The following is a 23,480-nucleotide window of genomic DNA, read 5'->3' on the forward strand; positions in this document are numbered from 1 at the left end:
GTACTCACTTGAGCCTGCTCGACGCCAGGATGCTGACCAGGTGCAGCAGCGTCTGCAGCATCGCGATGCCGGCCAGTACGGCGACGGCCAGGCGCGAGAAGAACAGGTCGTCCCGGACCGCGTCCAGGATCGCCGCCACCAGGATCAGCAGCGACGCCTCGATGCCCAGGACGAGCCGGTGGAACTTCAGCGCCGCGGCGGCCCTGCGGGCCAGCGCCATCCCGGACGAACGCGGCTCCGACGCCGCCTCCTTGACCGGCGGCAGCCCGTGCTGGTGGCGGGCGACGCCGACGAGGTCGGTCTCCGCCTTGATCATGACGGCGCCGAGCGCGGCCAGCGTGCCGAGGAACGCCCACAGCCAGTCGATCCGCCCGGAGCCCCACAGGTCGGCCGCGCGCAGCCCGAAGCCGACCAGCACCGCGGCGTCGCACAGGTAGGCGGCGACGCGGTCCAGGTACACCCCGCCCAGCGAGTACTGCTTCTTCCAGCGGGCGAGTTCACCGTCGACGCAGTCGAACAGCAGGTACAGCTGGACCATCACCACGCCGAGCACGGCGCCGGCGATCCCCGGCACCAGCAGCGCCGGGGCGGCGAGGACGGCGGCGAGGGTCATCACGTACGTCACCTGGTTGGGCGTGACGCGCGTGTTCACCAGGTGCCGGTCGATGCGCAGCGACAGCTCGCGCATGTAGAGCCGGCCGGCCCAGTGCTCGCCGCTGCGCCGGTCCTTCACCCCCGGGGGGTGAACGACCGGGCGCAGTTCAGCTACGGATGGCTTTTGCATAGTCGGCGTATGCGTCCTTGATCTCGTCTGCGGACAGGTCGAGGTGTTCCAGGATCGTGTAGCGCCCGGGGCGGGTCTGCGGTGCGTACTCCACCGCCCTGACGAACTCCTCGTCGGAGAAGCCGATCTCACCGGGCGTGACCGGCAGGCCGTGGCGCCGCAGCACCTCGGCGATCAGGCCCGACTCGTCGTGCGCCCCGCGCAGGTACATGGCGAAGGCGGCCCCCAGGCCGCACTGCTCGCCGTGCGCGGCGGCACGCTTGGGGTACAGCAGGTCGAAGGCGTGGCTGATCTCGTGGCAGGCGCCGGACGACGGGCGGGTGTCCCCGCTGATCGACATGGCGATGCCGGAGAGCACCAGGCCCTCGGCGAGCGTGGTCAGGAACGGGTCGTCCCCCACCCCGCCCGGGTGCCGCAGCACGGACTCGCCCGCGGAGCGGGCCATGGCGGCGGCCAGACCGTCTATCGGCTCGCCGGTCTCCCGGTGCGACAACTCCCAGTCCGCGATGGCGGAGATGTTGGAGATCGCGTCGCCGATGCCGGAGCGCACGTAGCGCACGGGCGCCTCGCGGATCACGTCCAGGTCGATGACCAGCGCTATCGGGGTCGGCACCCCGTAGGAGCCGCGCCCGTTGTCGTTGTCCAGCGTGGAGACGGGCGAGCAGATGCCGTCGTGCGACAGGTTCGTCGCGACGGCGACCATCGGCAGCCCGACCCGGGCGGCCGCGTACTTGGCGACGTCGATGATCTTGCCGCCGCCGAGGCCGACGACCGCGTCGTACCGCTTGCCGCGCATGGCGTCGGCGAGCTTGACGGCCGCGTCGATGGTGCCGCCGTCGACCGGGTACCAGTCGGCGCCGGGCAGTTCGGGCGCCAGCCGGTCGCGCAGCTTGAGGCCGGAGCCGCCGCTGACCGCGATGGCGAGCTTGCCCGAGCTGGAGATCCGCTGGTCGGCCAGGAGGCCGGCCAGGTCGGCGAGAGCGCCGCCGTTGATGTCGACGACGACCGGCGAGGGGATCAGCCGGGTCAGTACTGGCACGCGATCCCCCGTGCCTTCTTCAGGTCGTCGTGGTTGTCGATCTCGACCCAGGCCACGTCGCCGATCGGCGCGGTGTCGATGGTGAAGCCGCGGTTGACGAGCTCCTGGTAGCCGTCCTCGTAGTAGAGGTCGGGGTCCCTCTCGAAGGTCGTCTTCAGCGCGTCCGCGAGGTCGGCGGCGGCCGACGACTCGATCAGCGTCACACCGATGTACTCACCGGTCGCGGTGGCCGGGTCCATCAGCTTGGTGATGCGCCGAACGCCCTGGCCCGGCTCGGTGATGACCTTCATCTCCTCGTCGGCGAGCTGCTTCACGGTGTCGAGGGCGAGGATGATCCGCCGGTCCTCACCGCGGGCGGCCAGCAGGGTCTGCTCGACGGAGACCGGGTGCACGGTGTCGCCGTTGGCGAGGATCACACCCTCGGTGAGGATGTCCCGGGCGCACCACAGGGAGTAGGCGTTGTTCCAGATCTCCGCCTTGTCGTTCTCGACGAGGTGCAGCTTGACGCCGTACTTCTTCTCCAGGGCGGCCTTGCGCTCGACGACGGCCTCACCCCGGTAGCCGATCACGATCGCCGCGTCGGTCAGGCCGACCTCGGCGAAGTTGCCCAGGGTCAGGTCCAGGACGGTGGTGGTGCCCGCGCCTTCCGGGTCCACCGGCACCAGAGCCTTGGGCAGGGTGTCGGTGTAGGGACGCAGACGCCGTCCGGCGCCGGCTGCCAGCACGAGGCCGATCATGCGGGTTCTCCTGATTCGTCGTGTACAGCGGGTGCGGCTGACGACACCCAGAAACGGATGCTCTCGGTGAGCACCACGAGTGTCAGCGCCCCGGCGATGACCGTCAGCGTGACGGTAAAACCTGTGTGGTGCGCGAGGGCGGCCGCCGCGGTGATCGCCAGCGCCCTGCCTTCGTGTCCGCCGGTCGCGCGGACCAGGGCCCTCGGGGGCGCCCCGGTACCGCCGCGGATGCGGTACACCGTGTCGTAGTGATGGTAGGCGACGGCGGCCACCAGGCCGAAAGCGGCGGGCAAGGCGCCGTTCACGTCCGAGACGGCCGCCAGCGCGAGGATCGTGGTGTATTCGCCCGCCCGGAAGAACGGCGGGACCAGCCAGTCCAGCGCGCCCTTCAGCGGTCGCGCGACGGCCAGGCCCGAGGTCAGGACGTAGACGGCGGCGGCCAGTACCGGCCACCAGCTGCCCCAGGGGGCCAGCGCGGCGGTCGCCACCAGGGCGGCGGAGCCGAGCAGGGCCAGCGCGGGGGCCGTGAAGGGCGGCAGCCGGCGGGCCAGTGGCCCGGTCGCGCGGGCGACGGCCTCGGCGAGCGGGCCGCTGTCGGCCAGCTCGGCGAGCGCCTGGGCGGCGCGGTCGGTACGGACGGCCCGGCGGGTGAGCGAGCGCAGCACGCGCCCGGCGGTGGTGTAGCACGCGGCCAGCGCGCAGCCGATGATCAGCACGGTCAGGGTGGTGCGGGGGGTGGTGACGGCGGTGAGCACCGCGATCATCGCCCAGCGCTCGCCGATCGGCAGCACGATCATCCGGCGCACCCAGACCGTCCAGCCGACGCTGTCGAGCTTGTCGGACAGGGCGGCGGTCGGGCTGGTGTTGGCCGTCGCGTCGTGGTTGGCCTCGGTGAACGAGAAGTCGACGACGTGCCGGCAGGTCTGCAGCACCATCGCGCCGAGCGCCAGCGCCCACACGTCGTCACCGCCGCGGGCCGCGCCGAGCGCGAGGCCGGCGTAGTACGCGTACTCCTTGGCCCGGTCGAAGGTGGCGTCCAGCCAGGCGCCGAGCGTCGAGTACTGCAGCGAGTAGCGGGCCAGCTGCCCGTCGGTGCAGTCCAGGACGAACGAGGCGATCAGCAGCACGCCGGCGGCGACGAAGCCGGGCCGGGTGCCGGTGGCCGCGCAGCCGGCCGCGATCAGCGCGACGAGCAGGGAGGCGGTGGTGACCTGGTTCGGGGTCAGCCCGCGCCGGGCGCACCAGCGCGCGAGGTAGCGGGAGTAGGGGCTGATGCAGTAGGTGGTGAAGAAGCCGTCGCGGGCCTTGACGGCGTTGCGCAGCCGGACCTGCTCCCCGTCGACCGCGGCGACGGCCGCGGCCGCTGCGGCGCGGTCGTCGTCCGAGGCGGGCACGGCGGCCACCAGGACGCCGAGCTCGGGTCGGTGCGGGGCGACGCCCTCCGCCTCGATGGCGGTGGCGAGGTCGTCGGGCGTCCGTCCGGCGGCGGGCGCGGCGAGCGCCCTGACCAGCGCGGGACGCGCCGCGGCCTGCACGGCGAGGGCGCCGGGGACGGCGGAGGCGTCGAAGCGGGGGTCGGTGAGCGCCAGCCGCAGCGTGTGCGCGTGGCCGACGAAGCGCCGGTCGACGATCGCCACCCGCTCGGTGGCGGGCACCGCGGCGACGCGCGCCGCGAGACCTCCGTCCGCAGCCGCGGACGTGCCTGCGGCGTCGAGCTCGTCGACCACGTCGAATCCGAGCGACCTCAGGTCGCCCTCGAGCGGCGACGCCGGAGCCGGCGGGCCGGTGAGGATGGCGGTCGGCAGAGGAACTCACTCCCTGGACATGTGGGGGTGCCGGCGAGGACGACGATCGGCGGGCCGGTGTGGACGGCGGTCGGCAGAGGCTATCGGATCCGCGGAAGCGGCCGTTCACCACCCGTTTGCTTCCTCGTGCGCTTCGCCGCGGAATGTCCCGCACCGCGAACCGCGTGATCATCATGATCGATCCGGGCCCCAGCAACAAACGGCGCCCGCTCGCTTGTGCCAACGACCCCGTCCGGGTGACAGCGGGCGGGCGGTGCAACCACTTCGGTAGGCGGCGCGTGAGGCAGACTGAGGACTTGTCGTCGAATGCGAAGGATGGACATGCCAACCAGTCCCGCCACCGGCCGGCCCGGCACCCCCGCGACGGATCCCTCCAGCAACGGGGTCGCGGAACCGATCATGCTGGAGCTGGTCGACGAGGCCGGTGTGACGATCGGCACCGCCGAGAAGCTGTCCGCGCACCTGGCCCCCGGCCGGCTGCACCGGGCGTTCTCGGTGTTCCTCTTCGACGACGAGGGCCGGCTGCTGCTCCAGCGCCGGGCGCTGGGCAAGTACCACTCCCCCGGCGTCTGGTCGAACACCTGCTGCGGGCACCCGTACCCGGCCGAGCCGCCGTTCGTGGCGGCCGCCCGCCGCACCGCCGAGGAGCTGGGAACGGCCCCCGCGCTGCTGCGCGAGGCCGGCACCGTCCGCTACAACCACCCGGACCCGGAGTCCGGACTCGTCGAGCAGGAGTTCAACCACCTCTTCGTCGGCCTGGTGCGGGCCCAGCTGCGGCCCGACCCCGAGGAGATCGGCGAGACCGCGTTCGTGACGCCGCCCGAGCTGGAGGAGATCCGCGAGCGCGGCCCGTTCTCCGCCTGGTTCGGCACGGTGTGGGACGCGTCGCTTCCCGCGATCCGCGAGCTGACCGGCGACGCCGGCTGGTAGGACCGCCGGGAGCGGCCCGGCCTGCCTGAGCGAGGGCCGGCCGGGCCGGTTCCGGCACTTCGCGGCTTCGCCAGGGCTTCGGCGCGGCTTCGGCGCGGTGGGGTGGGGTCAGCGGCCCGCGAGCGGCAGCGGGAGCAGGGACCAGATCACCTTGCCGCCGGTCTCGGTGTGCGTCACGTCGCACATCCCGCCGGCCTCCGTGGTGATGGCCTTGACCAGCAGCAGACCGCGGCCGTTGGTGTCGCCGTACTCCGCTTCCAGCGCCTTGGGGCGGTAGGGGTGGTTGTCCTCGACGCCGACCCGGATCCAGTCCGGCCCCACCGCGACCTCGACGATGATCTGCGGCGACAGCAGCGCCGCGTGCCGGACGGAGTTGGTCACCAGCTCCGACACGATCAGCAGGATGCCCGCCATCAGGTCCTCGCCGACGGGGACCTTCCGGTCGGCGATCAGGTCGCGGACGCCGTGCCGCACCTGGGGCACGGAGGAGTCGACCGCCGGTGCGGTGAAGCGCCACGCCCCGGTGTACGGCGGGGGCGACGGAAACGGGTCGCCCGGCCGGCCCGACCCCCCAGGGTCACCCGGGTCGTCCGGTTCGGCCGGTACCTCGGCCGTCGCCGGATCGGGCGGGACGCTCCCGCGGACCTCCATGACGGCACCCACCATCGCCTTCGTGTGACGTATCCCCGCAGCTCCCTGTGCTGCCCGCTACCGGGCCGCCGACGGGATCCGCCTCACGATCGAGTCTCCGGAGTGCGGGCGGCCCTCCGGCCAGGTGCGCGTAAGTCCGCGATTTTCGTCGCGTTCCGTTCGCCGACGAAAGACTTTGTCACTCGGGCGACTGATTCCGACCGTCCTGGTCGTGTTTAGTGGAATGGTCTACAACCTGACCGGTCGACTCACGGGCCACGCCCTCGTCGCGGGCCACCGCCTCGTCGCGCGCGTCCGCGACCATGCCGACGACCTTCCGGCCGCCGATGCCGCCCGCCATCAGGCCGAGACCGTCGAAGAGCAGCATCAGGGAGAAGAAGAACCCGAGGACGTAGCGGCTGCTCTCCGGCCAGTTGGCGAGCACCAGGACGCCGAGCAGGATGCCGACGGCGCCCTGCAGCACCGTCCAGAACGTCTGCGGCCCGCGGACCACCAGCCCGCCGAACAGCCGGAACACCCCGCCGGTCAGGAACAGCAGCGCGGCGAACATCGTCAGCGCCGCGGCGGTCCCCTCCGGCCTGCGGATGACGACGATGCCCGCCGCCAGGTTCAGCGCCGCGACCACCAGCGCGAGCCAGAAGAAGTTGGTGTCGCGCGACTGGATGGCGTGCAGCAGGCCGACGAAGCCGCCGATCAGCAGCAGCCAGCCGAAGAGCAGCACCGAGGTGAGGGTGGCGAAGGCCGTGTAGGCGAGGCCGAACAGCCCGCACAGCACCAGCACGGCGCCGAGCGCGGCGAGCCATCCGAAGCTGCGGCTGATCCGGGCTTCCGGTCGCGGGTCCCGATTCCTGAGTGCGGCCATGGCCGCCTCCCTGCGTCGATGGATGTCCCCTATATACGTTCTACCCCTGTTTCGCCGCGGATAGGATCCGATGATCGGCCACCTGCGCAGGCCGCACGGAAGGTCGTGGATCCTGTCGCGGGGCCTGATGCAGGAGCAGAAGCAGAACCTGACGCGGGACCTGTCGCGGAACAGGGCCTGTCGCGGACCCTACGGAAGGGGAGCCCGGATGCCCGGCCCGAAGCCCGGACTGCTGCTGGACACCGCCGACGGCACCGCCACGGTGACGATCAGCAACCCGGCGAAGCGGAACGCCATGACCTCGGACATGTGGGAGGCGCTCCCCGGCCTGCTGGACGGGCTCGCCGCCGATCCGGCCGTGCGGGTGCTGGTGCTCACCGGCGCCGACGGCACCTTCTGCGCGGGCGCGGACATCGCCGGGCTGCGGGAGGCGGGCAGCGGCTCGGCGCGGACGCAGGGCGCGGCGGTCCGGGCCGAGGAGGCGCTGGCCGCCTTCCCGAAGCCGACGCTCGCGGCCGTGCGCGGCTTCTGCGTGGGCGGCGGCTGCCAGCTCGCCGCCGCCTGCGACCTGCGGTTCGCCTCCGAAGGGGCACGGTTCGGCGTCACTCCGGCCCGGCTCGGGATCGTCTACGCCGCCTCGTCCACCCGGCGGCTGGTGGACCTGGTCGGGCCCGCGACCGCCAAGTACCTGCTGTTCTCGGCCGAACTGATCGACCACGAGCGGGCGCTGCGGACCGGGCTCGTCGACGAGGTGCTGCCCGACGACCAGCTCGACAAGCGGGTCGCGGAGTTCACCGCCGTCCTGGCCGCGCGCTCGCAGCTCACCCAGGCCGCGGCGAAGGAGTTCGCCGCACCCGGCCTGGACCCGACGCGGGTCGACCACTGGGAGCGGCAGGCGCGCACCAGCGGGGACACCGCCGAGGGCGTCGCCGCCTTCCTGGAGGGCCGGCCGGCCCGGTTCGCCTGGACGCCGACGACCGGCTGAGCCCTCGCCGGGGCGGTCAGCTGGTCCGGGGGCGCCCGGCCCCGCCAGAGCCCGTCCGCCCGGGTGGGCGGTCAGCCGGCCGGGGTGCCGGCCCGCTCCGCGACGTGCGGCGGGAGCGGGATACCGGTCCGCAGCGCCGGGTCCGGCTCGGGCTCGCCCCAGGTGTGCAGCAGCGGCAGCACCCCGGCCCAGACGGGCAGTTCCCCGTCGGGACCCTCGGCGTCGTCGGTGTGGCCGCTGCTGCTCTTCACCGAGGCCTCGTCGAGCCCGAGGGCGAGCAGCGTGGTCGCGGCGAGCTCCTTGCGCGACGGGCCGCGCGCGTGCTCCCACCGGCCGGGTGCGGACTGCTCGGCCAGGACGCGCAGCCCGTGCAGCTTCTCGTCGGGATCGGTGACCACGCGCGGCACACCGAGCACCATCGCGCTGCGGTAGTTGACGCTGTGCTCGAAGACGGAGCGGGCCAGCACCAGGCCGTCGATGTGGGTGACGGTGACGCAGACGGAAGCCCCGGGCGACTGCACGAGGCTGCGGCTGGCGGCCGAGCCGTGCAGGTAGAGGGTGTCGGCGGCGGCGTCGAACCCGTAGACCGTGGGCACCGCCAGGGGCGAGCCGTCCACCACCACCGCGAGATGGCAGACGAAACCGGCGCCGAGCACCGCGTCCAGGTCATCACGGGACACGCTGCCCTGCTCCCGCAGCCGCCGATGACGGGTCCGATCGGTGACCGGAAGCGTTCGCGGGGGTAGGTCAGTGGACATCGGAAGCCTCCGTGGGAACGTGCGGTGGATGCGCCGATCCTATCGATCTCGACGCTTCATCGGTTGTCATTCGACTGATTCACTGGCTTGACCTCTGCAGTGCAACGATTTTCGTCGTAGTGGCCGGAACGAGCGTCGCCCTCTCGGCAGCATGCTGACCGGTCGGTAACCTGAGGCCATGACTACTACCGCTTCGGACCCGCGCGCGTCACGACGCTGTCAGAACACTCTCAACCCGCTGCACTCCAGCACGTACTTCTCGCCGGAGTTCGGAACCGAACTCTCCCGCCTCGGCCTCGAGTCCGGCAGCATGACGTACTTCGCCGGCCGGGCGGCGCCGCTGGGAGCGGTCGGAGCCGGTACCGTCACCGCCACCTTCTACAACTTCAACCACGACCTGGTCGCCCGCCACATCCCGCGCGCCTGGACGATCGCCACCCCCGAGGCCGTCATCGACGCGCGGCTGCGCTCCGTCGACGCGACGCTCACCCGGCTGCTCGGCGTGGAGGCCGTCGCCTCGCCCGAGATGGCGGAGGCCGCCACCCTGGCGCTGCGCGCCACCGAGGCCTGCGAGCGGGCCGCCCGGCCCCTCTACGCCGCCAACGCCGACCTGCCGGTACCCGCGGAGCCGCACCTCAAGCTCTGGCACGCCGCCACGCTGCTGCGCGAGCACCGCGGCGACGGGCACCTCGCGGCGCTGCTGGGAGCGCAGCTCGACGGCCTGGAGGCGCTCGTCACCCACACCGCCACCGGCAAGGGCTTCACCCCGCGCTTCGTCCAGGCCAGCAGGGGCTGGACGGCCGAGCAGTGGGCCGCCGCCCAGGACCGGCTGCGCGAGCGCGGGCTGCTGGACGCGGCGGGCGAGCTCACCGACGCGGGCGTCGCACTGCGGCGCGACGTCGAGGCCGCCACCGACCGCGTCGACCGGGCCCCGTACGAGCACCTCGGCGCCGAGGGCGTCGACCGCCTCACGGAGCTGGCCGGCTCCTTCACCCAGACCGCCCTGGCGTCCGGCGCCTTCCCGCTGGAGCACTTCGGCAAGGGCTGAGGCGGAGGGCCGTAGTGCATGGCCGGCGCGGGGGCTGACGTTCGAGCCGCGTCCGGCCCCGCCGGAGCCCGGAAGCGCCCCGGCCCCCGTGCGCACCACGCGCCTCTCGCGTCACGCGGGCGGTGCGGCAGGATGGGCGCATGCCGGAACTGACGCCCGCCCAAGTCCGTTCCTGGCGCGTCCACGCGCAGGGCCTGGCCGGTGCGAGGGACGGCGTCGGCGCCGCCGACGCGGCGCGCGCGGCCGGCGCGCTGCAGGCGCAGGACGCCAGGGCCTGCCGGTTGCAGGTGCGCGCCAGGACCTCGGGGCTCACCGCCGAGGACGTCGACACCGCGTGCGGTGCCGGGGACAGGTCGCTGGTCCGTACGTGGCTGATGCGCGGCACGCTGCACGCCGTCCCGGCGGCGGACGTGCGCTGGATGACGTCGCTGCTGGGCCCGCGGGCCGCCGCCGCGCAGCGCGGCCGACGGCGGCAGCTCGGCCTGGACGAGGAGACCTGCGCCCGCGCGCTTCCCCTGCTGGAGAAGGCGCTGGCCGGACGCCCGCCGCTGCTCCGCGACGACCTCGTGCACCGGCTCGGCGGCCTCGGCCTCACCCTGGATCCGCGCAGCCAGGCCCCGGCCCATCTGCTGCTGTACGCGGCGGCCCTCGGCCTGGTGTGCCGGGGACCCGAGGTGGCGGGCGACAAATCGACTTACGTGCTGCGCGAGGAGTGGCTCGACGGGGTCATGGGACCGGACCTGTCCGGGGCCGACGCGTCGGCCGCCCTCGCCCAGCGGTACGTGTCGGCCTACGGGCCGGCGACCGCGGCGGACTTCGCCAAGTGGTCCGGCCTGCCCGTGGGCCAGGCCCGCAGCGGCCTGCGGTCGGCCGGGGCGGAGGTCGCGGGACCGGACGGCACGCTGTGGGTGCCGTCCGGCGGCGACGTGCCGCCGCCACCGGCACCGTCGGTCCGGCTGATCGGGCACTTCGACCCGTACCTGCTCGGCTACCAGGACCGGGACCTGCTGCTGGACCCGTCCTTCGCCCGTCGTGTCGCGACCGGCGGCGGCCTCATCACCCCGTGCCTGCTGGTGGACGGCGAGGTCACCGGAACCTGGCGGCACGAGCGGGGTGCCGGCGGCCGGCTGACCGTCCGCGTCGACCCGTTCCGCCCGCCACCCGACGCCGTCGCGCACGGCATCGAGGCCGAGGTCGCCGACCTGGGGCGCTTCCTCGGGGCCGAGGCCGGCTGGGAGTGGGCCTGACGGCTGCGGCGGAGCCGGGGTGCCCGGCCGTCCCTCGGAGCCGAGGCCGGATGGGGGTGGGCCTGAGGGCCGCGGCGAGCCGGGGTGCCCGGCCGGCCCTCAGCCCACGCTCGTCGTGGGCCGCCGCTCCTGCTGGGCGTCGGACTGCGCGCACGGCATCGCCGGGTGGCGTCCCAGCAGGACCACCCCCACCGTGATCGCCACGAGCCCGGACACCTCCCAGGCCAGCGCCCCGGGCGTCACCCGCAGCCGGTCGCCGAGGAAGCCGATGCCGCAGGCGATCCCCGCCAGCGGCTGCGCGGCCGTCAGGGCGGGCAGCGACATCCGCAGCGGCGCCGTCTCGAAGGCGCTCTGCACGAGGACGAGCCCGGTGAGCCCGATCGCCGCGACCACGTAGGGCTCCCAGTGCACCGCCAGTATCTGGACGCCGCCCCGGTGGGCCAGTTCGCCGCAGATCCGCGTCAGCGCGTCCTGCAACCCGTAGAGCAGCCCGGCCGCCAGGGCCAGCAGGGTCGCCTCCGGCGCCGCCGGCAGCCGTTTGGCGCAGGCCACCAGCAGCAGCGCGAGGCCGACGACGATCCCCAGCACCAGCCAGTGGCGCAGCGCTCCGGCCTCCGCGCCGCCGCCGGCCGGCTGCCCGGCGACGATGAACGCCGTCACGCCCAGGGCCAGCAGGGCGACGCCCGTCCAGCCGCTCCGGCCCAACGGCTGCCCCGACAGCCATCTGGACAGCGCCAGGGCGAACAGCAGGTTCGTCGCGAGGAGCGGCTCGACGAGGGACACCTCGCCGCGCGCCAGGGCCAGCGCCCCGAACACCTGGCCGCTGATCATGAGCGCCATGCCCAGCAGCCACACGGGCATCCGGATCAGGTCGAGGAGGAGGCGGAAGGAGAGGAAGTCCGCGAGCGGGGCGCGCTGCGCCGCGCGCTGCTGCAGTACGAAACCCAGTCCGAGGCAGCAGGCGGCACCGACTCCGAGCAGGAACACGGCCACGCCGACACCTTAACGCCCGTGACGGGGAGCGACCGCGCCCCGCGGTTCACCCCCGCGGACGCGAACGGGCCCGGGCAGGCCCCCACAGCCTGCCCGGGTCCGTGTCCGGGTGTCCGCACGTCCATGGCGGGTTCTCGAACGGTCGCCGGTTGGACGCGGCGCGCGCCATTCCGGTTCCGTGCCCGCTACAGGAAAATGATTCTGGCCTGATCAGGCCTCCGAGACCCGCCCGTCCGCGACCACGACCCGCCGGGTGGTGCTGACCGCGTCGAGCATCCGCCGGTCGTGTGTGACCAGCAGCAACGTGCCGTTGTACGAGGAGAGCGCCGACTCCAGCTGCTCGATCGCGGGCAGGTCCAGGTGGTTGGTCGGCTCGTCGAGGACCAGCAGATTGACGCCACGCGCCTGCAGCAGCGCCAGCGCGGCCCGCGTCCGCTCCCCCGGCGACAGCGTCGCCGCCGGCCGCAGCACGTGCGCGGCCTTCAGACCGAACTTGGCCAGCAGTGTCCGCACGTCGGCGGGCTCCAGGTCCGGGACGGACGCCGCGAACGCGTCCATCAGCGGCTCGTCGCCGAAGAACAGCCCGCGGGCCTGGTCCACCTCGCCCACCACGACCCCCGGGCCGAGCGCGGCGTTGCCCGCGTCCAGCGGGAGCCGGCCCAGCAGCGCGGCGAGCAGCGTGGACTTGCCGGAGCCGTTGGCGCCGGTGATCGCGACCCGGTCCGCCCAGTCGATCTGCAGGTCCACCGGGCCGAACGTGAAGTCGCCGCGGCGGACCTCGGCGCCGCGCAGCGTCGCCACCACGGCACCGGAGCGGGGCGCCGCCGCGATCTCCATCTTGAGCTCCCACTCCTTGCGGGGCTCGTCGACGACGTCGAGGCGTTCGATCATGCGCTGGGTCTGGCGGGCCTTGGCAGCCTGCTTCTCCGACGCCTCGCTGCGGAACTTGCGGCCGATCTTGTCGTTGTCCGTCGCCTTGCGGCGGGCGTTCTTGACGCCCTGGTCCATCCACGAGCGCTGCATCTGGCCGCGCGCCTCGAGGGAGGACTTCTTGTCGGCGAACTCGTCGTACTCCTCACGGGCGTGACGGCGGGCGACCTCCCGCTCCTCCAGGTACGCCTCGTAGCCGCCGCCGTAGGTGTTCACCTGCTGCTGGGCGAGGTCGAGTTCGACGACCTTGGTGACGGTGCGGGTGAGGAACTCGCGGTCGTGGCTGACGACGACGGTGCCGGCGCGCAGCCCCTTGACGAACTTCTCCAGCCGGTCCAGGCCGTCGAGGTCCAGGTCGTTGGTGGGCTCGTCGAGCAGGAAGACGTCGTAGCGGCTGAGCAGCAGCGAGGCGAGCCCCGCGCGGGCGGCCTGGCCGCCGGAGAGCGAGGTCATCGGCTGGTCGAGGCCGATGGACAGCCCCAGCGAGGCCGCGACCTCCTCGGAGCGCTCCTCCAGGTCGGCGCCGCCGAGGTCGAGCCAGCGCTCCAGTCCGGTGGAGTACGCGTCGTCGGCGCCGGGCGCCTCGTCGACCAGCGCCTGCGTGGCGGCGTCGAGCGCGCTCTGCGCGGCGGCGACGCCGGTGCGGCGGGCGAGGAAGTCGCGGACGGTCTCCCCGGGACGCCGCTCGGGCTCCTGCGGGAGGTGGCCGACGGCGGCGCTGGGCGGGCTCAGCCGCAGCACGCCCTGCTCGGGGGTGTCGAGCCCGGCGAGCAGCCGCAGCAGCGTCGACTTGCCGGCGCCGTTGGCACCGACCAGGCCGATGACATCGCCGGGGGCGACGACGAGTTCGAGGCCGGAGAACAGGACGCGGTCCCCGTGTCCTGCGGCAAGGTCCTTGGCAACAAGAGTGGCACTCATCAGGGAGCAGATCCTATATGCCGGGCGGGAAGGCGCTCGTCCGCCGGCCGCGGGCGCGGTACCGAACGCCGGGGACGCCGCGTACGCCGTCCTGGGCGGGGGCACGCGCGCGGCGGGCGTAGGGCGGCTGCGCGCGGCCTGCGAGCCGCCGGTCCGCCGATGTCCGAGGATGCGGCCGTCCTCCCGCACGTGTTTCCGCACACGTTCCCGCCCGCGTGCACGCACGTGCTCGCGCACGTGTCCATGGAGGGGTTCACGCAGGTGTCAGGCACTTCTTTGGGCACTTCCTTACGCACTTCCGACGGGTGTCGGAGGAGGGTGGGTAGTACGTGGTGCTCCTCGGGGGAGACGTGCTGCTCATGGCCGTCGGCGCTCCCCGGAGTGCGGAGCCCCCCAGCGGCCTGGGATACCGGCCGGTGCCGGTCGTCATCAGCGCGTTCACGAGGCCGGAGGGCCGCGCCACGTGCTCGTCCGTACGACCGCGCAAGCGGTCCGCGCGGCCGCAACTGTCCCATCCACCCAGCAGGGCGGCGGTTGCCTTTTCGGCGACTCATAACTTACGGTTGCGTAACTTACGTCCCCGTAGGTCCCTTGCCAGCCATCAGGAGCCACCCGTGACCATCACTGAATCCCACCGTCCCGGATCGGACACCTGGAGTGACGCACGGTTGCTGTTCGCCCTGGAAGAGGTGGTCGAGACCGAGCTCAACCGGCACCTCGCCGTGGCCAAGGAATGGATGCCGCACGAGTACGTGCCGTGGAGCGACGGCCGCAACTTCGACGGGATCATGGGCGGCGAGGCGTGGGCGCCCGAACAGTCCAAGGTCACCGACATCGGCCGCATCGCGCTCGTCGTGAACCTGCTCACGGAGGACAACCTCCCGAGCTACCACCACGAGATCGCCTCGCTCTTCGGCCGCGACGGCGCCTGGGGCACCTGGGTGCACCGCTGGACCGCGGAGGAGGGCCGGCACGGCATCGTCATGCGGGACTACCTGCTGACCAGCCGCGCCGTGGACCCGGTCGAGCTGGAGCGCTTCCGCATGGTGCACATGTCGGAGGGCTTCGAGTCCGACAACCGGCACAGCATGCTGCACTCGGTGGCGTACGTGGCCTTCCAGGAGCTGGCCACCCGCGTCTCGCACCGCAACACCGGCCACCAGTCGGGGGACCCGGTCTGCGACCGGATGCTGGCCCGGATCGCGACCGACGAGAACCTGCACATGGTCTTCTACCGCAACCTGCTGGCGGCGGCGCTGCAGCTCGCCCCGGACCTGACGATGCAGGCCATCCGCGACGTCGTCGTGCAGTTCCGGATGCCCGGCCACGGCATGCCCGGCTTCGAGCGGGCGGCTGCCCGGATGGCCATCGGCGGCATCTACAACCTGCGCATCCACCATGACGACGTGATCCAGCCCGTGCTGCGCCACCTCAAGGTGCTCGACATCAGCGGCCTGGACCCGGACGGACTGCGGGCCCAGGAAGAGCTCGGCATGTTCATGGGCGGCCTCAACGATCAGGCGACGAAGTTCGACGAGCGCAAGGCGGCGCTGGAAGCCCGCCGAGCGGCCCGCGCCTCCGCCTGACCTCCGTCCGGCCTCCGTCCGATCTCCGCCTGACCTCCGGCCTCCGTCCGATCTCCGCCTGACGCGCGTTTCCGCGCATACCGCCCATCGTCCCCGCGCCTTCGCGCCGGGGCGGTGGGCGGTTCTCGTGTGCCGGCGAAAAATCATGCATGCACGCTTGATTGTTCTTGGCGGCACTGCCACCCTCTGACACACAACGTTGCTGACCGGGTGTCAACAAGGGGTGGTCATGGCCGATCCACAGTCCGTGCTCGTCGACCTGCGGGCCGAGAGCGAAGACCTCGACCGGCTGGTGGCGCCGCTGCCGGCGGACCGCTGGGCGGCGTCCACCCCGGCCGCGGGCTGGACGATCGCGCACCAGATCGCCCACCTCGCCTGGACCGACGGCGTCGCCCTGCTCGCGGTGACCGACCCGGACGCGTTCGCCCGCGAGACCGAGCGGGCCGCCGCGACGTTCGAGACGTTCGTCGACGACGAGGCCCGCAAGGGCGCCTCGCTGCCGCCGGCCGAGCTGCTGGCCCGCTGGCGCACCGGACGCCAGGCCCTGCTCGACGCCCTGGCCGCGCAACCGCCCGGCACCCGTTTCCCCTGGTACGGGCCCCCGATGAGCGCCGCGTCGATGGCCACCGGGCGGCTGATGGAGACCTGGGCGCACGGCCAGGACGTCGCCGACGCCCTGGGCGTCCGGCGCGAGCCGACCGACCGGCTGCGGCACGTGGCCCGGATCGGGGTGCGCGCCCGCGACTACGCGTACTTCGTGCGAGGGCTGGAACCGCCCGCCGAGGAGTTCCGGGTCGAGCTGACGGCGCCCGACGGCGGGACGTGGACGTCCGGGCCGGAGGACGCCGCGCAGCGGGTGACCGGGCCCATGATCGACTTCTGTCTGCTGGCCACCCAGCGCAGGCACCGCGACGACCTCGCCGTGCGCGCCGAGGGTGAGGACGCCGACCGCTGGCTGGAGATAGCCCAGGCCTTCGCGGGACCGGCGGGACCGGGCCGGCAGCCGGAGTCCGCGGATCGTCGCGAACCGGGGTCCGCGGATCGTTCCGCTCAGGCAGCACCGGAAGAGCGCGGGGCCGGCGCATGAGCCTCCTGGACACGGCCGACGAGGCGTACACGGCGAACCGCGCGACGATGCTCGACCGGCTCGCGGAGGTCGACGCCGCGCACGGCACCGCTATCGCCGGCGGCGGCGCGAAGTACGTGGAGCGGCACCGCAAGCGCGGCAAGCTGCTCGCCCGCGAGCGCGTCGAGCTGCTGCTCGACCCGGACACCCCGTTCCTCGAACTGTCCCCGCTCGCCGCCTGGGGCAGCGACTACCCGGTGGGCGCCTCGCTGGTCACCGGCATCGGCGTCGTGGAGGGCGTCGAGTGCCTGATCACCGCCAGTGACCCGACCGTGCGCGGCGGCGCCAGCAACCCGTGGACGCTGAAGAAGGCGCTGCGCGCCAACGAGATCGCCTTCGCCAACCGGCTGCCGGTGATCAGCCTCGTCGAGTCCGGCGGCGCCGATCTCCCCAGCCAGAAGGAGATCTTCATACCCGGCGGCGCGCTGTTCCGGGACCTGACGCGGCTGTCGGCCGCCGGGATCCCCACCATCGCCGTCGTCTTCGGCAACTCGACCGCCGGCGGCGCGTACATCCCCGGCATGTCCGACCACGTGATCATGGTCAAGGACCGCTCCAAGGTCTTCCTGGGCGGGCCGCCGCTGGTCAAGATGGCGACCGGCGAGGAGAGCGACGACGAGTCGCTGGGCGGCGCCGACATGCACGCCCGCGTCTCCGGGCTCGCCGACCACTACGCCCTCGACGAGCCCGACGCCCTGCGCACCGCGCGCCGCGTCGTGTCCCGGCTCAACTGGCGCAAGCAGGGCCCCGCCCCGCGCGCGGCCGTCGAACCGCCGCTGCACGACGAGGACGAGCTGCTCGGCATCGTCCCCGGCGACCTGCGGACGCCCTTCGACCCGCGCGAGGTGATCACCCGCGTCGTCGACGGCTCCCGGTTCGACGAGTTCAAGCCGCTGTACGGGACGAGCCTGGCCACCGGCTGGGCCGAGGTGCACGGCTATCTGGTCGGGATCCTCGCCAACGCGCAGGGCGTGCTGTTCAGCGCCGAGTCGCAGAAGGCGGCGCAGTTCATCCAGCTCGCCAACCAGCGGGACATCCCGCTGCTCTTCCTGCACAACACCACCGGCTACATGGTCGGCAAGGAGTACGAGCAGGCCGGGATCATCAAGCACGGCGCCATGATGATCAACGCGGTCGCCAACTCCAAGGTCCCGCACCTGTCGGTGCTGATGGGCGCGAGCTACGGCGCCGGCCACTACGGCATGTGCGGCCGGGCCTTCGACCCGCGCTTCCTGTTCGCCTGGCCGAGCGCCAAGTCCGCGGTGATGGGGCCCGCCCAGCTCGCCGGGGTGCTCTCCATCGTCGCCCGGCAGTCGGCGGCGGCCAAGGGCATGCCGTACGACGACGAGGCGGACGCCGCGCTGCGCGCCATGGTCGAGCAGCAGATCGAGTCCGAGTCGCTGCCGATGTTCCTGTCGGGGCGGCTCTACGACGACGGCGTCATCGACCCGCGCGACACCCGGACCGTACTCGGCCTGTGCCTGTCCGCCGTGCACGGCGCCCCCGTCGAGGGCGCGCGCGGCGGCTTCGGCGTCTTCCGGATGTGAGGGCAGTGATGAGTGGTCCGGATGTGAGGGCAGTGATGATCGAGTCCGTTCTGGTGGCCAACCGCGGCGAGATCGCCCGGCGGGTCTTCCGCACCTGCCGCGACCTGGGGATCGCCACGGTCGCGGTGTACTCCGACGCGGACGCGGCGGCCCCGCACGTGCGGGAGGCCGACAGCGCCGTGCGCCTGCCGGGGAACGCGCCCGCCGACACGTATCTGCGCGGCGACCTGATCGTCGCGGCCGCCAAGGCGGCGGGCGCCGACGCCGTCCACCCCGGCTACGGCTTCCTCTCCGAGAACGCCGGCTTCGCCCGCGCCGTGCTGGACGCCGGGCTGGTCTGGATCGGGCCCTCGCCCGACGTGATCGAGGCCATGGGGTCCAAGACGCGCGCCAAGAACATCATGGCGGCGGCCTCCGTACCGGTACTGACCGGCCTGGCGCCGGAGTCGATCGGCCCGGACGACCTTCCGGTGCTGGTCAAGGCGGCGGCCGGCGGCGGTGGGCGCGGCATGCGGATCGTGCGCGATCTCGCCCTGCTGGACGAGGAGCTGGCGGCGGCGCGGGCCGAGGCGGCCTCCGCCTTCGGCGACGGCGAGGTCTTCGTCGAGCCCTTCGTGGAGACGGGCCGGCACATCGAGGTGCAGGTGCTCGCCGACGCCCACGGGACGGTGTGGACGCTCGGCGAGCGCGACTGCTCGGTGCAGCGGCGGCACCAGAAGGTGATCGAGGAGACCCCGGCGCCCGGTATCGACGACGCGCTGCGCCGGACGCTGCACGACGCCGCCGCAGCGGCGGCCCGCGCGATCGGCTACACCGGCGCCGGCACCGTCGAATTCCTGGTGGCGCCCGGCGGCCGTCCGTTCTTCCTGGAGGTCAACACGCGCCTCCAGGTCGAACATCCGGTCACCGAATGTGTGACCGGACTCGATCTCGTGGGGCTCCAGCTGAGGGTCGCCGAGGGCGCCGCGCTGCCGGCGGAGCCGCCCGCGCCGACCGGCCACGCGATCGAGGCGCGGCTGTACGCGGAGGACCCGGCGCGCGGCTGGCAGCCGCAGTCCGGCGTGCTGCACCGGATGGAGCTGCCCGTGCTCCCCGGGCTGCGGCTCGACTCGGGCGTGGAGAGCGGCGACACCATCGGCGTGCACTACGACCCGATGCTGGCCAAGGTCATCGCCTGGGCCGACACCCGGGCCGAGGCCGTACGGCTGCTCGCCCGCGCCCTGGAGCGCGCCCGGCTGCACGGCCCGGTCACCAACCGCGACCTGCTGGTGCGCGTGCTGCGGCACCCGGAGTTCGCGGCGGGCCGGCACTCCACCGCGTTCCTGGAACAGCACAGCTCGATCCTGGCCGGGGACGGTGCGGACGCGGGCTCGGTGCGGCTGGCGGCGCTCGCCGCCGCCCTGTCCGACGCCTCGGGCCGCTCCGCCTTCGGCGGCTGGCGAAACGTTCCCTCCCAACCGCAGACCAAGAGCTACGCGACGGTGCCGGGCGCCGAACCGTACGAGGTCCGCTACCGGCTGACCCGCTCAGGACTGGACGCCCCCGGCCACCCGGGGGTGCGGCTGCTGCACGTCGAGCGCGGGCACGTCGTCCTGGCGGCGGACGGGGTGCGCCGGGCGTTCGACGTGGCCGTCTACGGCGACCGGGTGCACGTCGACGGCTCGCTCGGCGCGTTCGCCTTCACCGCCCTGCCGCGCTTCCCGGAGCCGGAGAGCGGCACAGAACCGGGCTCGCTGCTCGCTCCCATGCCCGGCACCGTCATCCGGATCGGTGAATTCTCCGTCGGCGACCACGTCGAGGCGGGACGCCCGCTGCTCTGGCTCGAGGCGATGAAGATGGAGCACCGGATCACGTCCCCCGCCTCGGGAACGCTCACCGCACTGCACGCCGAGGTCGGCCGCCAGGTCGACGTCGGCGCCGTACTCGCCGTCGTCAAGGAGGAAGCAAGCCCATGACCACCAGCCAAGGCACCTTCGACAGCGCACTCCTCGAAAGCGACGAACGGCGCGCCCTGCGTGCCGCCGTCGGAGATCTCGGCCGCCGCTACGGCCGGGAGTACTTCACCGCGGCCGTCCGCGCGGGCAAGCACACGGACGAGCTGTGGCGGGAGGCCGGCGCGCTCGGCTACCTCGGGGTGAACCTCCCGGAGGAGTACGGCGGCGGAGGCGGCGGCATGGCCGAACTCTCCATCGTGCTGGAGGAGCTGGGCGCGGCGGGCTGCCCGCTGCTGCTGCTCATCGTCTCCCCCGCCATCTGCGGCACGGTCATCGCCCGCTTCGGCACCGAGGAGCAGAAGCGCCGCTGGCTGCCGGGGCTGTCGGACGGCTCCCTGCGGATGGCCTTCGGCATCACCGAGCCGGAGGCCGGCTCCAACTCGCACCGCATCACCACCACCGCCCGGCGCGACGGGGACGACTGGCTGCTGACCGGGCGCAAGGTCTTCATCTCGGGGGTGGACATCGCGGACGCCACCCTCATCGTGGGCCGCACCGAGGACGCGCGCACCGGCAAGCTCAAACCGTGCCTGTTCATCGTCGACCGGGAGACGCCGGGGTTCGAGTACCGGCAGATAGAGATGGAGCTGGGCGCGCCCGAGAAGCAGTTCCAGCTCTTCCTCGACGACGTGCGGCTGCCGGCCGACGCGCTGGTCGGCGACGAGGACGCCGGGCTGCTGCAGTTGTTCGCCGGCCTCAACCCCGAGCGGATCATGACCGCCGCCTTCTCGCTGGGCATGGGCCGGTTCGCGCTGGACAAGGCCGTGGAGTACGCCCGCACCCGCCAGGTGTGGCAGTCCCCCATCGGCGCCCACCAGGCGATAGCCCACCCGCTCGCGGTCGCCCACATCGAGCTGGAGCTGGCCCGGCTGATGATGCAGAAGGCCGCCTACCTCTACGACGCGGGCGACGACATGGGAGCGGGCGAGGCCGCCAACATGGCGAAGTACGCGGCGGCCGAGGCCGGGGCCAAGGCCGTCGACCAGGCCGTGCACACGCTCGGCGGCAACGGGCTCACCACCGAGTACGGGCTGGCCGCCCTGCTCACCGCCTCCCGGGTGGGCCGGATCGCCCCGGTCAGCCGTGAGATGATCCTCAACTTCGTCTCGCACCACACCCTGGGCCTGCCGAAGTCCTACTGATACCCGCCTCCTGATACCCGCCCCTTCCCGGTGATTCCGGCGGGCCCCACCCCGCCGGGCCACCCCGGGCCCGCCGGGTGGCCCCGTACCTGAGTCACCGAGTCATCCCGTCCCGCCGCGTCATCCCGTCCCCCGCCGAGTCCGTCACGGCTCGCCGATCCGCCTGGAGGAGACCGACCGTGTCCGACGCGCCCTTCGTCCGCCGCGACCACCAGTGCGGCATCGCCGTGCTCACCCTGGACTCGCCGCACAACCGCAACGCCCTGTCGGCCCGCCTGGTCGGCGAGCTGCGCGAGGGGCTCGCCGACGCGGTCCAGGACGCCGAGGTCCGCGCGGTCCTGCTCACCCACACCGGGGGCACGTTCTGCGCCGGTGCCGACCTGAAGGATCCGGCCGCGGGCGGGCCGCTCGGCCTGGCGGAGCTGCTGCGGAGCATCGTCGAGGCGCCCAAGCCCGTGGTGGCGCGGGTCACCGGCCACGCACGGGCCGGCGGCCTGGGGCTGCTCGCGGCGTGCGACATATCGGTGGCCGGTGCCGGGGCGAGCTTCGCCTTCACCGAGGCGCGGCTGGGGCTGGCCCCGGCCGTCATCTCGCTCTCCGTCCTGCCGCGCACCGACCCGCGGGCCGCCGCCCGCTACTACCTGACGGGCGAGGTCTTCGACACGGCCGAGGCCGTCCGGATCGGGCTGGTGAGCGCCGCCGACGACGCGCTGGACGGGATCCTGGACGGCCTGCGGGCCGGCTCCCCGCAGGGGCTGGCCGAGTCCAAGCGGCTCACCACCGCCGAGGTGCTGCGCGCCTTCGACCGGGACACCGCCGCTCTGGCCGAGCAGTCCGCCCGCCTCTTCGGGTCGCCCGAAGCGGCTGAGGGGATACGGTCCTTCGTCGAGCGCCGGAAGCCGTCATGGGCGATGTGACCACCCGGGCCCCCAAGCAGGACCGCAGCCGCGCCACCCGGCGGCGGCTGCTGGAGGCGGCCGTCTCCTGCCTGGCGGAACGCGGCTGGAGCGGCAGCACGGTCGCCGTCGTCTGCGAGCGCGCCGGCCTGACGCGGGGCGCGGCCCAGCACCACTTCCCCACCCGGGAGGATCTGTTCACCGCCGCGGTCGAGCACGTCGCGGAGGAGTGGATGAACGCCGTCCGGGAGCGGGCCCGCGCCCTGCCCGGCGACGGAGCGTCCCGCACCCGTGCCGTGGTCGACATGCTCGTCGACGTCTACACCGGCCCGCTCTTCCGGGCCGCCCTGCACCTGTGGGTCGCGGCAGCGGACGAGGAACAGCTCCGTCCCCGGGTGAACGCGCTGGAGGCCCGTATAGGGCGCGAGGCCCACCGGCTCGCGGTGGAGTTCCTGGACGCCGACGAATCCGTCGACGGCGTCCGCGAGACCGTCCAGGCGACCTTGGACATGGCCCGCGGCCTGGGCCTGGCCAACCTGCTCAGCGACGACTCGGCACGCCGGGCGGGCATCGTCCGGCAGTGGTCACGCATCCTGGACGGCGTCATCCGCCCCCGCCAGGAGCGTCCGCCGGCTCCGTGACGGCGTCGACGAGCGCCGTCAGCGCCCGCGCCACGGTCGCGAGGCCGTCGGTGGGTGCTCCGCCCGGTTCCGTCATGTAGAGGTCCCGGCGGATCTCGATCATGAGCGCGGACACCTCGGGGGTGCGGGCGTAGTGCTTGAGCGGGACGTAGCAGCCGGCGAACGGGGTGTTCAGGCCCAGCTCCCCGCATCCGGCGAAGGCGCTGCGGGCGGCGTCGAGCAGCCAGGGCGGCGTGTGGTGCTCGTCCGTGCCCAGGCAGACGGCGGGGCGGGCGCCGTTCGCGTGCAGCTCGTAGGGCAGCGCGCGGGAGGGGTAGGAGTGCACGTCGATGACGACGGCACGGCCGGTGGCGGCGAGGCGGGCGTCGACCAGGCGGGTGAAGGCGTCCGCGTAGGGGACGAAGTGCGCGCTGAGCAGTTCCCCCTCGTGGCCCGGGTCGTCGGGGCGCAGCCGCTCGCCGTGCGAGGTGCGGGTGTAGACCGCGCCCATCCCCACGGCCCGCATCTCCTCCCGCTCGTCGGGGAACCGCTCGGGGTCCACGACGAGGCGCGAGAGCAGGTTGCGGTGCGTCCACGGCGTGACGGACGCGGCGGCGGCCGCCTGTCCGGCGATGAGGTCGGTGTGGGCGTCGGTCATGTGGTCCAGCTCCCGCTCCAGCGCGGGGTCGTCCAGCAGGACGCGCTCGCGGGCGGTGGGAGTCAACGTCCGCGAACTGTGCGGGACATGGAGGACGACGGGCGATCGGTCGGCACCGGATTCCTGGGCGTACATCCGTCCGGTATAACCCGGCGGCGGCGAGCGTGACCATGTTGTGGCCGGAGGCGTCGCCGGTGGTGAACTCGAACCTCACGAACAGCAGC

General features: G+C 73.3%; 21 protein-coding genes. 11 read left to right on the forward strand and 10 right to left on the reverse strand.

What is annotated here, in order from left to right; translation table 11 throughout:
• Positions 1-4: 4 nt before the first annotated feature.
• The 4 genes from ABZ721_RS33435 to ABZ721_RS33450 are packed head-to-tail and all read right to left on the reverse strand — an operon-like array spanning position 5 to position 4,365.
• On the reverse strand, positions 5-784 hold the full coding sequence (locus ABZ721_RS33435) for a CDP-alcohol phosphatidyltransferase family protein (protein WP_358792535.1): 780 nt from the start codon (positions 782-784) through the stop codon (positions 5-7).
• Positions 762-1,823 carry an iron-containing alcohol dehydrogenase family protein gene (locus ABZ721_RS33440; protein WP_358792536.1) on the reverse strand — a complete coding sequence of 354 codons (1,062 nt, stop codon included), beginning with the start codon at positions 1,821-1,823 and terminating at the stop codon, positions 762-764. Before ABZ721_RS33440 ends, ABZ721_RS33435 begins: the two co-directional genes overlap by 23 nt.
• Positions 1,811-2,560: a phosphocholine cytidylyltransferase family protein gene (locus tag ABZ721_RS33445; protein WP_358792537.1), complete on the reverse strand. Its 750-nt coding sequence runs from the start codon at positions 2,558-2,560 to the stop codon at positions 1,811-1,813. The genes ABZ721_RS33440 and ABZ721_RS33445 overlap by 13 nt, the downstream gene beginning before the upstream one ends.
• On the reverse strand, positions 2,557-4,365 hold the full coding sequence (locus ABZ721_RS33450) for a DUF5941 domain-containing protein (protein ID WP_358792561.1): 1,809 nt from the start codon (positions 4,363-4,365) through the stop codon (positions 2,557-2,559). Before ABZ721_RS33450 ends, ABZ721_RS33445 begins: the two co-directional genes overlap by 4 nt.
• Positions 4,366-4,686: 321 nt before the next feature.
• Here ABZ721_RS33450 and idi point away from each other — a divergent pair, with 321 nt between their 5' ends.
• On the forward strand, positions 4,687-5,295 hold the full coding sequence (gene idi / locus ABZ721_RS33455) for an isopentenyl-diphosphate Delta-isomerase (RefSeq protein WP_358792538.1): 609 nt from the start codon (positions 4,687-4,689) through the stop codon (positions 5,293-5,295).
• 108 nt (positions 5,296-5,403) lie between these two features.
• Here the strand turns inward: idi and ABZ721_RS33460 are convergent, their stop codons facing one another.
• Together ABZ721_RS33460 and ABZ721_RS33465 are read right to left on the reverse strand one after the other, a co-directional pair.
• Entirely contained in the window at positions 5,404-5,946 is a 543-nt protein-coding gene (locus ABZ721_RS33460) for an ATP-binding protein (RefSeq protein WP_358792539.1), read from the reverse strand.
• A 178-nt stretch (positions 5,947-6,124) separates the two neighbouring features.
• The gene (locus ABZ721_RS33465) at positions 6,125-6,808 is read right to left on the reverse strand and encodes an HdeD family acid-resistance protein (RefSeq protein WP_358792540.1); all 684 of its coding nucleotides are present in this window, start codon (positions 6,806-6,808) and stop codon (positions 6,125-6,127) included.
• Between the two features lie 208 nt (positions 6,809-7,016).
• Between ABZ721_RS33465 and ABZ721_RS33470 the strand changes: the two genes are divergently transcribed.
• Positions 7,017-7,793: an enoyl-CoA hydratase-related protein gene (locus ABZ721_RS33470; protein ID WP_358792541.1), complete on the forward strand. Its 777-nt coding sequence runs from the start codon at positions 7,017-7,019 to the stop codon at positions 7,791-7,793.
• Between the two features lie 71 nt (positions 7,794-7,864).
• Here the strand turns inward: ABZ721_RS33470 and ABZ721_RS33475 are convergent, their stop codons facing one another.
• A complete protein-coding gene (locus ABZ721_RS33475; protein ID WP_358792542.1) occupies positions 7,865-8,551 on the reverse strand; it encodes a pyridoxamine 5'-phosphate oxidase family protein in 687 nt (228 codons plus the stop codon).
• 178 nt (positions 8,552-8,729) lie between these two features.
• On the opposite strand from ABZ721_RS33475, the gene ABZ721_RS33480 reads away from it, so the two are divergent.
• Both ABZ721_RS33480 and ABZ721_RS33485 read left to right on the forward strand, forming a co-directional pair.
• Complete coding sequence (locus ABZ721_RS33480) at positions 8,730-9,599, forward strand: hypothetical protein (RefSeq protein ID WP_358792543.1); 870 nt, start codon at positions 8,730-8,732, stop codon at positions 9,597-9,599.
• Between the two features lie 140 nt (positions 9,600-9,739).
• On the forward strand, positions 9,740-10,846 hold the full coding sequence (locus ABZ721_RS33485; protein ID WP_358792544.1) for a winged helix DNA-binding domain-containing protein: 1,107 nt from the start codon (positions 9,740-9,742) through the stop codon (positions 10,844-10,846).
• A gap of 99 nt (positions 10,847-10,945) precedes the next feature.
• Here ABZ721_RS33485 and ABZ721_RS33490 read toward each other — a convergent pair whose 3' ends face one another.
• The gene (locus ABZ721_RS33490; protein ID WP_358792545.1) at positions 10,946-11,839 is read right to left on the reverse strand and encodes a DMT family transporter; all 894 of its coding nucleotides are present in this window, start codon (positions 11,837-11,839) and stop codon (positions 10,946-10,948) included.
• 210 nt (positions 11,840-12,049) lie between these two features.
• Complete coding sequence (locus ABZ721_RS33495; protein ID WP_358792546.1) at positions 12,050-13,687, reverse strand: ABC-F family ATP-binding cassette domain-containing protein; 1,638 nt, start codon at positions 13,685-13,687, stop codon at positions 12,050-12,052.
• 614 nt (positions 13,688-14,301) lie between these two features.
• Between ABZ721_RS33495 and ABZ721_RS33500 the strand changes: the two genes are divergently transcribed.
• From ABZ721_RS33500 to ABZ721_RS33530, 7 genes are all read left to right on the forward strand, one after another.
• Entirely contained in the window at positions 14,302-15,273 is a 972-nt protein-coding gene (locus ABZ721_RS33500) for an acyl-ACP desaturase (protein WP_358792547.1), read from the forward strand.
• A gap of 229 nt (positions 15,274-15,502) precedes the next feature.
• Positions 15,503-16,360, forward strand: a complete 858-nt coding sequence (locus ABZ721_RS33505) for a TIGR03084 family metal-binding protein (protein WP_358792548.1) — start codon at positions 15,503-15,505, stop codon at positions 16,358-16,360.
• Positions 16,357-17,946: a carboxyl transferase domain-containing protein gene (locus tag ABZ721_RS33510; protein WP_358792549.1), complete on the forward strand. Its 1,590-nt coding sequence runs from the start codon at positions 16,357-16,359 to the stop codon at positions 17,944-17,946. The genes ABZ721_RS33505 and ABZ721_RS33510 overlap by 4 nt, the downstream gene beginning before the upstream one ends.
• A gap of 35 nt (positions 17,947-17,981) precedes the next feature.
• On the forward strand, positions 17,982-19,901 hold the full coding sequence (locus ABZ721_RS33515; RefSeq protein ID WP_358792550.1) for a biotin carboxylase N-terminal domain-containing protein: 1,920 nt from the start codon (positions 17,982-17,984) through the stop codon (positions 19,899-19,901).
• The gene (locus tag ABZ721_RS33520) at positions 19,898-21,082 is read left to right on the forward strand and encodes an acyl-CoA dehydrogenase family protein (protein ID WP_358792551.1); all 1,185 of its coding nucleotides are present in this window, start codon (positions 19,898-19,900) and stop codon (positions 21,080-21,082) included. Before ABZ721_RS33515 ends, ABZ721_RS33520 begins: the two co-directional genes overlap by 4 nt.
• Before the next feature lie 179 nt (positions 21,083-21,261).
• Positions 21,262-21,999, forward strand: a complete 738-nt coding sequence (locus ABZ721_RS33525) for an enoyl-CoA hydratase family protein (protein ID WP_358792552.1) — start codon at positions 21,262-21,264, stop codon at positions 21,997-21,999.
• A complete protein-coding gene (locus ABZ721_RS33530; protein WP_358792553.1) occupies positions 21,987-22,619 on the forward strand; it encodes a TetR/AcrR family transcriptional regulator in 633 nt (210 codons plus the stop codon). Before ABZ721_RS33525 ends, ABZ721_RS33530 begins: the two co-directional genes overlap by 13 nt.
• Here ABZ721_RS33530 and ABZ721_RS33535 read toward each other — a convergent pair.
• On the reverse strand, positions 22,582-23,391 hold the full coding sequence (locus ABZ721_RS33535) for an N-formylglutamate amidohydrolase (protein WP_358792554.1): 810 nt from the start codon (positions 23,389-23,391) through the stop codon (positions 22,582-22,584). The two genes, ABZ721_RS33530 and ABZ721_RS33535, sit on opposite strands and share 38 nt — an antisense overlap.
• Positions 23,392-23,480: the final 89 nt, after the last annotated feature.

Source organism: Streptomyces sp. NPDC006733, assembly GCF_040636125.1.
Taxonomy (GTDB): Bacteria; Actinomycetota; Actinomycetes; order Streptomycetales; family Streptomycetaceae; genus Actinacidiphila.

Bases quoted from the DNA above. Each gene is read 5' to 3' on its own strand.
- ABZ721_RS33505 (WP_358792548.1), top strand. From the start codon at position 15,503: ATGGCCGATCCACAGTCCGTGCTCGTCGACCTGCGGGCCGAGAGCGAA.
- idi (WP_358792538.1), top strand. From the start codon at position 4,687: ATGCCAACCAGTCCCGCCACCGGCCGGCCCGGCACCCCCGCGACGGAT.
- ABZ721_RS33470 (WP_358792541.1), top strand. From the start codon at position 7,017: ATGCCCGGCCCGAAGCCCGGACTGCTGCTGGACACCGCCGACGGCACC.
- ABZ721_RS33495 (WP_358792546.1), bottom strand. From the start codon at position 13,687: ATGAGTGCCACTCTTGTTGCCAAGGACCTTGCCGCAGGACACGGGGAC.
- ABZ721_RS33465 (WP_358792540.1), bottom strand. From the start codon at position 6,808: ATGGCCGCACTCAGGAATCGGGACCCGCGACCGGAAGCCCGGATCAGC.
- ABZ721_RS33485 (WP_358792544.1), top strand. From the start codon at position 9,740: ATGCCGGAACTGACGCCCGCCCAAGTCCGTTCCTGGCGCGTCCACGCG.
- ABZ721_RS33530 (WP_358792553.1), top strand. From the start codon at position 21,987: ATGGGCGATGTGACCACCCGGGCCCCCAAGCAGGACCGCAGCCGCGCC.
- ABZ721_RS33535 (WP_358792554.1), bottom strand. From the start codon at position 23,391: ATGTACGCCCAGGAATCCGGTGCCGACCGATCGCCCGTCGTCCTCCAT.
- ABZ721_RS33480 (WP_358792543.1), top strand. From the start codon at position 8,730: ATGACTACTACCGCTTCGGACCCGCGCGCGTCACGACGCTGTCAGAAC.
- ABZ721_RS33520 (WP_358792551.1), top strand. From the start codon at position 19,898: ATGACCACCAGCCAAGGCACCTTCGACAGCGCACTCCTCGAAAGCGAC.
- ABZ721_RS33460 (WP_358792539.1), bottom strand. From the start codon at position 5,946: ATGGAGGTCCGCGGGAGCGTCCCGCCCGATCCGGCGACGGCCGAGGTA.
- ABZ721_RS33435 (WP_358792535.1), bottom strand. From the start codon at position 784: ATGCAAAAGCCATCCGTAGCTGAACTGCGCCCGGTCGTTCACCCCCCG.
- ABZ721_RS33515 (WP_358792550.1), top strand. From the start codon at position 17,982: ATGATCGAGTCCGTTCTGGTGGCCAACCGCGGCGAGATCGCCCGGCGG.
- ABZ721_RS33445 (WP_358792537.1), bottom strand. From the start codon at position 2,560: ATGATCGGCCTCGTGCTGGCAGCCGGCGCCGGACGGCGTCTGCGTCCC.
- ABZ721_RS33475 (WP_358792542.1), bottom strand. From the start codon at position 8,551: ATGTCCACTGACCTACCCCCGCGAACGCTTCCGGTCACCGATCGGACC.
- ABZ721_RS33510 (WP_358792549.1), top strand. From the start codon at position 16,357: ATGAGCCTCCTGGACACGGCCGACGAGGCGTACACGGCGAACCGCGCG.